Source organism: Pseudomonas sp. Pseusp88 (genome assembly GCF_047303955.1).
GTDB lineage: Bacteria > Pseudomonadota > Gammaproteobacteria > Pseudomonadales > Pseudomonadaceae > Aquipseudomonas.
The window spans coordinates 1-13,562 of record NZ_JBGLYM010000062.1 but is presented as its reverse complement, the minus strand read 5'-3'; the positions used below and the strand labels follow the sequence as shown (position 1 = coordinate 13,562).

Sequence of the window (13,562 nt, the reverse complement as noted above, 5' to 3'; positions counted from 1 at the left end):
CCGCGAAGGGGCCAGTACAGCCGATGCAGCTTCAGCGCCCGAAACACCGCTTTCGCGAATGAATTCGCTCCCACAGGTTCAGAAGTCACAGGGTCAGAGGCCACAACAGGAACAAAGGTTATACCGGACCTAATGTGGGAGCGGATTCATCCGCGAAGAGGCTTATTGTGCCGAAGGCAACGCCGCCTTCTGCGGCCACAGCAACCAGATCGCACCCTTCTGCTTCATGTTCCCGGCCAGGTCGCCGGCCGCATCACCGGTGCCCCAGAACAGATCGGCGCGTACCTCACCGGCAATCGCCCCGCCTGTGTCCTGAGCCGCCACCGGACGTACCAGCGGGCTGCCGTCCGGGCGCGTGGTCGACAGCCACAACAGGCTGCCCAGCGGAATCACCTTGCGGTCGATAGCCACGCTGTAGCCGGCGGTCAGCGGCACATTGAGCGAGCCTCGCGGGCCTTCGTTGCTGTCCGGGTTGCGGGCGAAGAACACATAGCTGGGGTTGCTCGCCAACAGTTCGCCGATGCGCTGCGGATGGGCCTTGGCCCAGTTGGAGATCGCGCCCATGGTCACGTCTTCTTTCTTCAACTCGCCCTGCTCCACCAGCCAGCGACCGATGGCCTTGTACGGGTGGCCGTTCTGATCGGCGTAACCGATGCGCAGTTGCTTGCCATCGTTCAGACGAATCCGTCCCGAGCCCTGGATCTGCAGAAATTGCAGGTCCATCTGGTTGGTCAGCCAGGCAATCGCCGGCGCCTTGACGCCCTGGGCGTTGATCGCCGCGGCGTCGTCATACGGCTTGAGCACCCGGCCTTCCAGACGCCCACGCAGGCGTTTGCCCTTGAGCTCGGGGTAGATGCTTTCCAGATTGACGATGATCAGGTCATCCGGCACGCCATAGACCGGTACCGTTGCCACATCGCTGCGGGTCAGGCTGCCGGGGTAGACCGGCTCGTAATAGCCGGTGATCAGGCCCTCGGCACTGCCCCCCGCCGCGCGCAGGCTATAGACCTGCAAGCGCGCCTGCAAAAAGCTGCGAATATCCGCTGCGGTCGGCACCACCGGCAGGTTCAGCGCGGCGGCGCAGGTCTCGGCCCACACGGCATCGGCTTTGAGCCGGGTGGCACAGGCGCTGCGCCAGGAGGCAAAACCTGCCTGCAGGTCGGCATCCGCCACAGGGGGCAATGCATCCCAGTCCGCCTTGACGTACGTGGTGTGGGGCTCGACTACCGGAGCCTGAGCAGGCGCCGGGGTTTTGTCCGGCTTGTCGCAGGCGCTGAGCAGCAAGGCCATGGGCAGCGCCCAGAGCAGGGCTTTGAAAGAGGGGGGCATAGAGGAAAGCATGGGGAGTTACCTGAAGCTATAAGGCGATGACGGCGCCCGCAAGAGCAGGCGCCGGCAGCCGTTACTTGGCCAGACGGCCGTAACGGTCTTCGAAACGCACGATATCGTCTTCGCCCAGGTACACCCCGGACTGCACTTCGATCAACTCCAGCGGTACCTTGCCCGGGTTGGCCAGGGAGTGCTTGACCCCCAGCGGGATGTAGGTGGACTGGTTTTCGGAGAGGATCAGTTCCTTGTCGCCGCAGATCACCTTGGCCGTACCCGACACCACGATCCAGTGCTCGGCACGGTGGTAGTGCAGTTGCAGCGACAGGCATTCACCCGGCAGCACGCTGATGCGCTTGACCTGATAACGCTCGCCCTTGTCGACAGTGTCGTAATGGCCCCACGGACGGTTGACCAGCGGATGGCTGACGAACTCTTCGCGCTCTTCGGCCTGCAGACGTTTGACCACGTCCTTGACCTGCTGGCTGTCGTGCTTGTTGGCAACCAGCACGGCGTCCTTGGTCTCGATGACAATCAGGTCTTCCAGGCCCACGGTGGCCACCAGACGGTGATGGGACTGCACCAGGCAGTTGCGCGTGTCGATGGCGATCACGTCGCCTTCCAGGCGGTTGGCGTTGGCGTCGTGCGGGCCCACGTCCCAGATCGCCGACCAGCTGCCCAGGTCGTTCCAGCCAGCATTCAGCGGTACCACCAGACCGGCGCTGGTGTGTTCCATGACCGCGTAATCCACCGACTCATCGGCGCACAGGGCGAACTGCTCGGCCTGCACATGCAGGAAGTGGCTGTCGGCCTGGGCGTGTTCCAGGGCCACGCGGCAGGCGGCAAGGATATCCGGGCGATGCTGCTGCATCTCGGCAAGGAACACCGAGGCGCGGAACATGAACATGCCGCTGTTCCACAGGTACGTGCCCGAAGACAGGTATTCCTCGGCCAACACCTGCGAAGGCTTTTCCTTGAACGCGGCAATGTCAAAACCGCCCTGCTCCACTGCGCTGCCGCACTGGATGTAACCGAAACCGGTCTCGGCGTGGGTCGGCGTGATGCCGAAAGTCACCAGACGCCCGGCCGCCGCGTGCACCTGGGCAACGCGGACCGCCTCGCGGAAGCTGTCTTCGTTATCGATATGGTGGTCGGCGGCCAGTACCAGCAGGATAGGGTCGCTGCCGTCAGCGGTGGCTTCCAGAGCGGCCAGGGCAATGGCCGGGGCGGTGTTGCGCGCCAGCGGCTCAAGAATGATCCGGCGGCTGGTCATCTTCGCCACGCGCAATTGCTCGGCGACGATAAACCTATGATTTTCGTTGCTCACCACCATCGCAGGCGAATGCTCCAGACCCTGCAAACGGGCCAGCGTGCGCTGGAACATCGTGCCCTGATCCTGCCCGTCCAAGGCGAGGAACTGCTTGGGAAAACTCTGCCGCGACAGAGGCCACAGGCGCGAACCGTTACCGCCGGCCAGGATTACGGGGGTGAACATAGATACTCCATTCTGGTGCTACGAGTGCGTAGCGGGTCGCGCATTATCCGAGGGGGGCACACGTGTTGCAACTAGTGTGCGGGAGGGAGTCGTTGGTTGAACAAGAGGGCGTTTTTGTAGTCGGTATGTACCCGTGTGTATCTGCCGTGACATTATTTCGCCGCTATCGCTTTAGCACGGGTCTTGACGGCCTGTTCACCTCCTCCATGGATAAGGACGCTCATGAGCAACATTACCTTCAATCGCCCGGTCGGTACCTACAGCCTTTACGACTGGTGGGGCGGCAGCATAACCCTGCTCAGCTCGACTCATACCCAGCTCAGTAACGGCGCGCACAATATCGATTTCTATGGCGCCTTCACGTACAACGCTTCCGGCATCACCGGCGGGACCATGACGGGTATTACGTTTTCCCAAAACGGCGTGCCCTATCTCACCTTTTCCGGCATGGTCCTGAGTGCCCAGCAAGTCTTTACGGCTGGAAGTGACGCCGAAACCCTCGCGCTGTTCATGCGAGGCAGTGACACCATCAGCGGCTCAGCGGGCAACGATATCCTTTACGGCTATACCGGCAATGACACCTTCTACGGTGGCGCCGGCGTAGATACGGTGTTGTATGACGCGGGCAAGTCCGGCATTACCATCACGCCCAGCGGCAGCGGCTACAAGGTCACGACCCTGGGCAAGACCGACACCCTCAATGGTATCGAGCGTATCGAAGCGGGCAATGGCTCGGTCCTGGCCCTGGACGTCAAGGCGGGAGAAAACACAGGGGCCGCCTACCGCGCCTACCAGGCCGCATTCGACCGCAAGCCGGATCTGGCCGGGCTCAACTACTGGGTCAAGCAGATGGACAACGGTATGTCGCTCAAGGACGTGGCCAAGGGCTTTGTCAACAGCACGGAGTTCAAGACCATGAACCCGGGCAACGACACGACCGCCCTCCTCAACAGCTACTACCAGCACGTTCTGCACCGTGCGCCTGACGCCGTCGGCCAGGCCTACTGGTCTGCCGCCATGAACAGCGGGACACCGGCCTATGAAGTGCTGGCCGCCTTCGCCGAAAGCAACGAAAACATCGCCGCCACCGCCCCGGCACTCAATGGCGGGATCTGGTTGAGCTGAGCCAGGGAAGCGTGGAAGCCGACTGTAGGAGCGAATTCTGCGGGAACAGTTGTGGGAGATTCTATGTTTGCTGTAAAGCCAGAGCAGCCCCTTCAGCGGATGAATCCGCCCACAGATCCGACGATATGCACGCGCTACTGTGGGAGCGAATTCATTCGCGAAAGCTTTATTCCGGACGCCGCCAATGTGTTGGATGTACTGGCCCCTTCGCGGATGAATCCGCTCCCACAGATTCGATGATATTCACACGCTACTGTGGGAGCGAATTCATTCGCGAAAGCTTTATTCCAGACGCCGCCAATGTGTTGGATGTACTGGCCCCTTCGCGAATGAATTCGCTCCCACATTAGGGCCCCCACAGCTGGCGCCACAGATTTCGCTGCACAATCGGGCCGGCTCACTTTTCTCCAGGCAAAAAAAAGCACCGTGGGGGGCTGCCCCACGGTGCCCAGCTTCCATCATAACCACCCTGGAGAATGGCAACGATCAGAACTTACTCTTCAGTCGCCTTCTGGCAACTGATCAAATCTTTGTCATCGATCACGAATTTTTCCGATTCGGCGATCTTCTGACCGGTAACGATACATTCATCTTCATCCTCATCGACCAGACGCACATCCCATTTGCCCGGCGTCACGCCCGTCAGCGTCAGAGTAGTACCTGGTTTGAGAACCTGCTTGCCCAAATGGTCATCGCCCCAATCGTCCTGGCTCGACGGTGCGAAGTAGACCTCATGAATCTCCCAAGAAGACTGATTCTCAATCTTGATGGTCGCAGCTACAGCGTGCACAGCAAACAGCGAAAGGCCCACAGCAGCGAAGATTTTTTTCATTTAAGCGTCTCAGTGCAACAGATGATATTGAAACGCCACAATGATTCCCGCACAGACCCTCGTCAACCGTCAAATGAAAATATATTTACGGTTGTTACCGCCAGAATCGTCCTACACAGATTCTTGACGTCAAAAAAGGCTATTAGCTGCCTGATGGCCCCTGAAAACAAGGTTTTTTTCAGACAAATGCCAATAGTTGCGCAGATGCTCACACAGGGGACAGGATTTAGCAACGAGCATGTGTCGAACCGTCTTACAAAGCTGAGGCGTAAAACCTACAGACTGGTAAACTCGCCGCCTCGCGGCAGGGCGCCGTTCATCCCCCCATTTCTCGATTTGCTCGCCGACTGGCGCAGCCAGGTAAGACCGACTTCATGAAGCTTCTGCTCAATATCGAATCGCTCATCCCCCCGCTCACCGGCATCGGCAACTACACCTACAACCTGATCGAACAGCTGCAGGATGAAGACATCGAGACCATCGAGTGCTTCATCGGCGCCAAATATTTCACCGCCGAGCAGGCCCTGGCCAATTGCGCGGCCGCCAGCAGCCACTATGTCCGCACCCGCGACGACGGCACCGCGCCACCGGCGCAATCGCGCCTGCGCGCCCTGCTGCGCAGCTGGACCTTCGCCTACCGCATGCGCGAGAAGCTGCGCAACGCCCAGCTGCGCCTGCGTGCCAGCCAGCGCCGGGACTTCGTCTACCACGAGCCCAATTTCATGCTCAAGGCCCACTCCGGCCCCAGCGTGGCGACCATTCATGACCTGTCGTTCATTCACTATCCGCAGTTCCATCCGCAAAAACGCGTGGACTGGCTCAGTGATCAACTGCCCAAAACCCTGGCCCGGGCTGACTTCCTGATCACCGACTCGGACCTGATCCGCGACGAGCTGATCAGCGACTTCAAGGTCAGTGCCGACAAGGTGCGCACCGTCTACCTCGGCGCCTCCGAGGCCTATAGCCCGCAGACCGCCGAACAGACGCGGCCGATCCTCGAGCGCTATGGCCTGCAACATGGCCGCTACGTGCTGTTCGTCGGCACCCTGGAACCGCGCAAGGGTGTCGACACCCTGCTCGATGCCTGGTGCAACCTGTCAGCGGAACTGCGCCAGGCCTATCCGCTGGTCCTGGCCGGTGCGCCGGGCTGGCAGAACCACGGCCTGAGTGAACGCATCAAGGCGCTGGAAGCCAGCCATGGCGTGCGCCAGTTGTCTTTCGTTGCTGGCAGCGATCTGCCGACGCTCTACGCTGGAGCAGCCGTTTTCGCTTATCCATCGCTGTACGAAGGCTTCGGCCTGCCGGTGCTGGAAGCCATGCAATGCGCTGTGCCGGTGATCTGCACTGCCGAGACCTCGATGTCAGAATTCACCCAAGGCAGTGCACTGCTGGTCGAACGCGGCAACGCTGAACAACTGACGATGCATCTGAATGCCCTGCTCAGTGATGAACAATTACGTTTGGGCGTCGCAGATGCCGGACTTTTGCGGTCCAAGGCTTTCTCCTGGAAGCGTTGTGCCCAGGAGACCCTGGACATCTACCGCACGGTCAGCCCGCGCTGACAGACTGATAGACTCGCAAGCCTGCGTACGGCAACAAGGAAACCGACCATGCAACGCATCCTCATTACAGGCGCCAACGGCTTCGTCGGGCAGATCCTGTGCAAGATCCTGCACCAGGCCGGGCAGCACGTTATCGCCCTGACCGGCGCCACCTCGGCGGCGCCGCACTATGCACAACAGACCGTGACCTGTGACATCCGCGACGCCGCCGCCCTGGAACAGGCGATCGCCGAAGTGAAGCCGACCCACGTCGTCCATTTGGCCGCCATCACCAACGTGCCCCTGAGCTTCAAGGAGCCGCTGCTGACCTGGCAAACCAACGTCATCGGCAGCGTCAACCTGCTGCAAGCCCTGCGCAACCAGGCGCCGGACGCCTTCGTGCTGTTCGTCAGCTCCTCGGAAGTCTACGGCGCCAGCTTCAAGCAAGGCATCGCCCTGACCGAGAACAGCCTGTGCCAGCCGCTCAACCCCTATGCGGCGAGCAAACTGGCGGCAGAAGCGGCCTTCAACGAATACTTCCGCCAAGGCCAGCCTGGCGTCATTGTGCGGCCGTTCAACCATATCGGCGCGCAACAGTCGGCAGACTTCGTCACCGCCTCCTTTGCCCGCCAGATCGCCCTGATCGAGGCCGGCCAGCAGGAGCCGGTGCTCAAGGTCGGCAACCTCGACGCCAGCCGCGACTTCCTCGATGTCAGCGACGTCTGCGATGCCTACGTGAAGCTGCTGCAACTGTCCGGGCACAGCGGCGATTACCCGCGCTGCTTCAACATCTGCTCAGGCCAGCCGCGGCGGATCCGCGACATCCTCGACGAGATGCTGGCCATGAGCAGCGCCCAGATCCAGGTCACCCAGGATCCGGAACGCATGCGCCCTTCCGACATCCCCACCGCCACCGGCAACACCCAGGCCATGCGCGATACCACCGGCTGGCAGCCAGCGACCGACCTGCGCGAGACCCTGCAGCAGTTGCTGGCGTATTGGCGTGAGCAGGTAAAAGCCTGAGATTGCCTATGGATGCGGTGTGACCTGAGAAGGTAGTGTGGGAGCGAACTCATTCGCGAAAGCGGCATTCCGTGTGATGAATATCTATCGGATGTACCGGCCTCTTCGCGAATGAATTCGCTCCCACAACTCGCCCCCACAATTCGCTGCCGCATTAGCTTCCCGTTAGCTCACACAGCACTGGCTCCTACAGGCTTCAACACCCGCCATGAAACCCAATGTTTATTGCCTCAACCGGCACACATAGGGTTAACCCTGACCTGCCGAATGCATTCCGCATTCGTTCAAGGAAAGGATCAGGATCATGGATCATCCAACGCTTTACCCCGGTCAACTCGACCCCGATTTCAGCCAGTGGCCCGAGGCCCCCGGCTGGGTCGACCTGCTGCGCGCCCTGAACTGGTCGCCGGTCATGGATCTGTTTTTCTCATCCGTGGCCCCGACCGAGGACGGCAAGCTGTATGCCTGCGGCTATTTCGCCCAGACCACCGATGCCACCGTGGAATATTTCATTACCCGCCTGCACGACGATGCCCGCCTGGACACCGGTTTCGGCGATCAAGGCATTGTCCGGGGCACCTTCCCCGTCAACTTCAAGGCCATCATGCCCACCCGCCTGACCCTGCAGGACGACGGCAAGCTGCTGATGCAGGCCCAGGCCTACTCGAACATGCAAGGCGAACCCGACCCGCTGAGCTTCGTCCTGCGCCTGCTCGAGAACGGCCAGCCGGACCCGGACTTCGCCGACCAGGGCCTGCTGCGCCTGGACATGCCCGTAGGCCGCTACAACCAACTGGCAGCCGGCTTCGGCCAGCTGCGCGTGCTGTCCGACGGGCGTATCCAGGGTTGCCACAGTGGCATCAACCACCTCACCTTCCCCTCGCCCAAAGCCAGTGCAGCGCTGTATCGCCTGAAAACCAATGGCCAGCTCGACGACAGCTTCAACGGCAACGGCCTGGTCGACCTGGGCGTGACCGGCGCTTCGCTGCACGTCACCGATTTCGTGATCGACCTCGACCACACCACCGTCGTCGTCGGCCACATCAGCTACCCCGGCGAACCCTGGCATAAAGGCGTAGTAGCCCGCCTGGACGTGCAGGGCCAACTGGATCGCGCGTTCGGCGATCAGGGCACGGGCTTCCAGGAGCTGTCCCTGTTCGACCAGCACCTGCATCTGCACACCATTGACGTGCGCCCTGATGGCTCGCTGATCGTCGCCGGGCGTGCCCGGGAAGCCCTCGACACCCCTGACAACGTCGACGGCCGTGGCGTGATCATCGGCTTGACCACCAAGGGCCTGATGGACCCGTACTTCAATGGCGGCAAGCCGTTGTTCACCCCGATCAACGACCACTACAACGTGGAATGGCGCGGTATACGTTCCCTCAAAGACGGCAGGCTGCTGGTGGCCGGACGCTCACGGCAACGCGGTGCAAGCTTCGACACCTACCTCTACCTGGCCCGCTACCTGGTCGACGGCCGCCCTGACCCAGGCTTCGGCAACGACGGTACCGGGCGCATCGAAACCCATACCGGCGGCAACAACGAGCCACCATTCGAAATGGCCCTGCAGCGTGACGGCAAAGTGTTGATTGGCCTCAATGCCGGCGGCATGAGAAAGGGAACGTTGTTGCGGTATTTGCCGTAATCCAATAGCACCCAAGGCAAACTCTACAGAAGTGGATATTTGCCTGAATCAGTAGATCATCACAGACCCTGTGGGAGCGAACTCATTCGCGAAAGCGGTGTTTCGGGCACTGAATAAGCATCGACTGTACTGCCCTCTTCGCGGATGAATCCGCTCCCACATTAAGTCCGGTATGGCCTTTGTTCCTGTTGTGGCCTCTGAACCTGTGACCTCTAAACCTGAGACCTCTGAACCTGTGGGAGCGGATTCATCCGCGAAAGCGGTGTTTCGGGCGATAGAGATGTACCGTCTGTACCGGCCTATTCACGAATGAATTCGCTCCCACATTCCCACCCACTGAAGTCGAGTCGGCAGTTACGCGACTACACCATCATCATTGACGATGGTGCGCATCCCCGTCAGCGTCACCACGCCAGCGCCGAAGCTGCCACCCACCGGGTTGCTCAGGTCCAGGAAGAAAGTCTCGTTCGGCTCTACCACCCGGTCAGCGATAATCTCCACAGCCACCACCGCCTGGCTCTCGTTGGGGTAGATCTTCAGCGTGCCCTTCACCGCCACATAGTCCTGACCGGCCGTGGCTGTGCCGTCGCGGGTGGTGTAGTCAACGCTCAGCACTGTATTGGGGTCAGTGCGCATGCCGGTGAACTGCAGCAGGAAATACGCATTGGTCATCCCCGTGTTGCCTTCAGTCACTGAGGTCTTGACCTGTGCCGCGGTGGTCGGCGCATCCGTGTAATGGGCGCGGATCGCCTGGTCCAGGGTCTGCTGATAGGCACTGACCCGCTGCCACGCGCCAATCTCGCCGTAGCTGCTGTTGGTCGACGTGTTATCGATATCCGGATGCACGCTGCCCTGGCTCAGACTGGTGATGTAACTGGCGATGCCTGCCACCTTGCCATTGAGAAACGCCGGGCCACCGCTGTCACCGGGGGTGATGATCCCCTCGTTGCTGCCCAGGCCCAGGCCGGACTTGCCGATCAGGCGCCCCAGAGCATCCTGGGCGGTAGCGCCGTTATCAAAGTCGGCCACCAGTTGCGTACCCGCCTTTGGCGTCCAGCTCATGATCGAGCCGAGTTTGGCTTTGAGGTCCGACGCATCGGCATCGAAGGTATTGACCGCCTTCTGCCGGATCGGCGCCGCCGAATAACTGGTCAACGCCCCCGACGTCCCGGTCCCGGGCTCGCCGTAGCCGACCATGGTCAGGGTCTGGCCGATCTCATCGCTGCTGCGATACAGGTCATAACGATTGGCCGCCAACGGCGCATGACCATTGAGCCAGACAATCGCCAGATCGTTATTGGTATTGGTCGCGTCATAACTGCTCAACACCGCGACATCACTGGTGGTCAGCGACTGCGTCCCCGCCGTAGTCTGGAACTGTACCGTCGTCAGTGAACTGCCATTGGAAAACAGATGCGCCGCCGTCAGCACCGCCTGGCCGTCGTACAGCAATACCCCGGTGCCGTAGTAACCGCCTACCGACACCATCACCACACCATCGTAGCCCTGCCCTGTTAAAGCCCGATTGCGGGTGTCCGTGTAGGGAGTAACGGTTGAGACCATGGGCGAGTACCTGCGAAATTTGAGCGTGACCTTATCAGGGTGTCGGCCGCAGCGGGAAGGAAATGAGGGTATTCGTCGGGCTGGAAAGTACTGACGAACGTCAGCACCTGTCGCGTCATGCGGTGTTTTCCGGCAAGCGCGGAAAATCACAAGCCAGAAATGGCTTGTTGCCAGAGGGTATTCGATATCAGACGCAGGAAAACCGATATAGCTAATTAGCTCTAATGCTTATTGATTGAGGCGGGGGCGGATTGGTCGGGTAAGCAGCCTTAAGCACCTGTCAGACCCGCTGAACAGGTCCGGGATATTGGGCAACCAGCGCGTCTACCGTTAGCAGATACCCTCCACAGTCGCTTGCGCCACCAGGATGCGGTCAAAATCATCAGGCACCTTGATCTGCCCCGCCATAAACCCCAGGCGCTTGACCTGATCAGCCTCAGGAGCCGTCAACGCCATAGGGATATAGGACAAATCTGAAAATCGATCAGCAGAAAGGAAATGGCTTATGTGGGACCGGCTTTAGCCGGGAAGAGGCCTTCCCGGCTAAAGCCGGTCCCACTGATGTCAGTCCACTCAAACAGCCAACAAAGCCACCCCCTGATCCACCACACCGGCCAACTTCACCGCCATTTCCGGCGAGTCGATAAAGTTGGCAATCACCGCCGCCTGCCCGGTAGCACCCGGATTAGCAGCCAACTGGTTGAGGAAAAAGGCCAGACCTGTCGCATCGGGCGCGCGGTTGAAGGCGCTCTGATAGAGCTGAGTGACAAACGCCGTGTTATCGGTCGTGTTATGGGTCCTGGCGAACTCCAGGCTATTGACGAAGTTCAGCGCCAGTTGCGTCGTGCTCAAGCTCTGATTGCTGGCATCCGAGTAAAGCACCAGCCCGCCCTCCTCCGGATTGCGCCCCAGGGCCAGGTGATAAAACTCGGCGACGCGGCCGCTGGTGGTGGTGCTATCCAGGGCGATGGTCTGGTTGTCGAAGGTCACGCGCTCGACATTCTTCAGAGTCACCACAGTGTTGGTATCGGTCAGCGAACTCACGGTAAACGTACCATCCGCCTGATGAGTAATGCCGTATTGCGCGCGCGTACCGGTCAGCATCAAGGTGTCGATACCGCTACCGCCATCGACGCTATCTTTCCCGCCAGCCGTGTAAAAAACATCTTTGGAGCCGGAGCCAATCAGGACGTCCGCCTGCGCTGTGCCTTGCAGCGTGCCGCCACCCGCTGGCGCAGTCAGAGTCACGCCGACGCTGGGCGCCGAAGGCACCACGACCGGCGCAGCGGTGTTATTGGTCACCGCCGTCGCAGCCAAGCTGACGGCATCGGTGCCGGCCGCATTCTGCAGAGCATTGGCGTCGTCGCCGACGGTCGGGTCGGTGTACGCAACCGTCACCGTCTGGCCCGCCGCAACGGCGGTGTTCAGGGTCAGGGTCGCGGTCTTGGCCGCAGGATTGATCGTCACCGCCGTGACCGTGTCGACCACACCGCCCACCTTCACCTCAAAGGCACCGTTAGCAGGTTTATTCACCCCATCCAGGGTCGTGGCCTCGGTATAGCTGAGCACCAGGCTGTTGCCTGTGACAGCAGCCGAGCTGAACACTGGCGCCACTGCAGGCGTGTTATTGGTAACGGCCGTCGCAGCCAGGCTGACGGCATCGGTACCGGCAGCGTTCTGCAGGGCGTTGGTATCGTCGCCTGCGGTCGGGTCGGTATAGGCAACCGTCACCGCCTGACCAGCAACGACGGCGGTATTCAGCGTCAGGGTCGCGGTCTTGGCCGCAGGATTGATCGTCACCGCCGTGACCGTGTCGACCACACCGCCCACCTTCACCTCAAAGGCACCGTTAGCAGGTTTATTCACCCCATCCAGGGTCGTGGCCTCGGTATAGCTGAGCACCAGGCTGTTGCCCGAGACTGCCGCCGAGCTGAACACCGGTGGCACAGCAAGCACAGGTGCCGACACCAGCACGCCAGTGGTAACGGCCACCGAATTGAGCGTCAGCGTCGCATTGTTGCCCACGGCGTCTTTGAGAGTCCCGCCATTGAGGTCAAGTGAACCACCAACGGCGACACCATCGGCATCGGCATTACCTGCCACAACGGTGTAGCGGAAGGTCAAGGCAGTAGTGCCCGAACCACTCAGGTAATTGGCATACACCGTGCCGCCGGTGCCCAAAGTAATGGCCAGACGAGGTGTGCCGCCAGTTGTATCGACCGTCGTGGCTTCGTTGAAATTAACCGTGAAGTCGAGATTATCGCCTGTTGTGTAGGTGGCATTGGCAGGCACGCCGACACTGCCAACGACCGGGCTGGTGTGATCGAGGGTGTAAAACTGGCCGGATGTATAGCCGCTTGTGATTGGGTTACTGGAGCCATCGACGATCCCCGTACCCGAGCTTTTCAAGTCCAACCGCAGAGTACCGTCGCCGCTGACACCGCTAACCGTGACGGTATAGACATTGCTACCTGGGGGGAGCGGGGTGATGGTGCCAGTCGCTGATCCGGTGGCACTCAGCAAGAAATCACTCATATCGACGCCCGTTACCGCGCTATCGAACGTAACGGTGTACTCCAGGGAACTGGCGTTGGTGTTTGCCCCGGTTACCCGGTTGATGGATGTGATGCTTGTCATGAAAAACCTTCCGTAGAAATGACGTTCCGGCCACCCAGGGACCGCTCATGAAACACAACCGATAGGGACAGCCCGATAGCGAGCTGCAGCGCTGACTAAAACGACATGCTATATCGCCATTATTGCGGGGGCAAAATGAATATTGGTAACGCGCACACTTGCCCGGTGCCCCGATATAGAGGCTTCGCACAACAAACACTTGGCCCGGGGACGAGTGTGAATTCTGAGGGGAGAGAGAATTCTGTGGGAGCGGATTCATCCGCGAAGAGGCCAGTACATCCAACACATTGGCGGAGTCCGGAATAAAGCTTTCGCGAATGAATTCGCTCCCACAGTAGTGCATGAATATCATCGGATCTGTGGGAGCGGATT

At 60.4% G+C, this 13,562-nt stretch carries 10 protein-coding genes; 4 read left to right on the top strand and 6 right to left on the bottom strand.

What is annotated here, in order from left to right:
* Positions 1 to 162 precede the first annotated feature (162 nt).
* A complete protein-coding gene (locus ACCD02_RS31985; RefSeq protein WP_413310588.1) occupies positions 163 to 1,329 on the bottom strand; it encodes a murein transglycosylase A in 1,167 nt (388 codons plus the stop codon).
* 73 nt (positions 1,330 to 1,402) lie between these two features.
* Entirely contained in the window at positions 1,403 to 2,821 is a 1,419-nt protein-coding gene (locus ACCD02_RS31980; RefSeq protein ID WP_413310587.1) for a mannose-1-phosphate guanylyltransferase/mannose-6-phosphate isomerase, read from the bottom strand.
* Positions 2,822 to 3,043: 222 nt separating this feature from the next.
* Between ACCD02_RS31980 and ACCD02_RS31975 the strand changes: the two genes are divergently transcribed.
* On the top strand, positions 3,044 to 3,946 hold the full coding sequence (locus ACCD02_RS31975) for a DUF4214 domain-containing protein (RefSeq protein WP_413310585.1): 903 nt from the start codon (positions 3,044 to 3,046) through the stop codon (positions 3,944 to 3,946).
* A 493-nt stretch (positions 3,947 to 4,439) separates the two neighbouring features.
* Here the strand turns inward: ACCD02_RS31975 and ACCD02_RS31970 are convergent, their stop codons facing one another.
* A complete protein-coding gene (locus tag ACCD02_RS31970) occupies positions 4,440 to 4,778 on the bottom strand; it encodes a hypothetical protein (protein ID WP_413310584.1) in 339 nt (112 codons plus the stop codon).
* A 374-nt stretch (positions 4,779 to 5,152) separates the two neighbouring features.
* On the opposite strand from ACCD02_RS31970, the gene ACCD02_RS31965 reads away from it, so the two are divergent.
* From ACCD02_RS31965 to ACCD02_RS31955, 3 genes are all read left to right on the top strand, one after another.
* Positions 5,153 to 6,340, top strand: coding sequence for a glycosyltransferase family 4 protein (locus tag ACCD02_RS31965; protein ID WP_413310582.1), 1,188 nt, complete (start codon positions 5,153 to 5,155; stop codon positions 6,338 to 6,340).
* A gap of 48 nt (positions 6,341 to 6,388) precedes the next feature.
* On the top strand, positions 6,389 to 7,342 hold the full coding sequence (locus ACCD02_RS31960; protein WP_413310581.1) for a GDP-mannose 4,6-dehydratase: 954 nt from the start codon (positions 6,389 to 6,391) through the stop codon (positions 7,340 to 7,342).
* Between the two features lie 304 nt (positions 7,343 to 7,646).
* Positions 7,647 to 8,990 (top strand): hypothetical protein, encoded by a 1,344-nt coding sequence (locus ACCD02_RS31955; RefSeq protein WP_413310580.1) that lies wholly within the window; start codon positions 7,647 to 7,649, stop codon positions 8,988 to 8,990.
* 354 nt (positions 8,991 to 9,344) lie between these two features.
* Here ACCD02_RS31955 and ACCD02_RS31950 read toward each other — a convergent pair whose 3' ends face one another.
* The 3 genes from ACCD02_RS31950 to ACCD02_RS31940 form a co-directional block, all read right to left on the bottom strand.
* Positions 9,345 to 10,553: a trypsin-like serine protease gene (locus tag ACCD02_RS31950; RefSeq protein WP_413310578.1), complete on the bottom strand. Its 1,209-nt coding sequence runs from the start codon at positions 10,551 to 10,553 to the stop codon at positions 9,345 to 9,347.
* A 330-nt stretch (positions 10,554 to 10,883) separates the two neighbouring features.
* A complete protein-coding gene (locus ACCD02_RS31945; protein WP_413310577.1) occupies positions 10,884 to 11,024 on the bottom strand; it encodes a hypothetical protein in 141 nt (46 codons plus the stop codon).
* Between the two features lie 102 nt (positions 11,025 to 11,126).
* Entirely contained in the window at positions 11,127 to 13,190 is a 2,064-nt protein-coding gene (locus tag ACCD02_RS31940) for a SwmB domain-containing protein (protein WP_413310575.1), read from the bottom strand.
* Between the last annotated feature and the right edge of the window lie 372 nt (positions 13,191 to 13,562).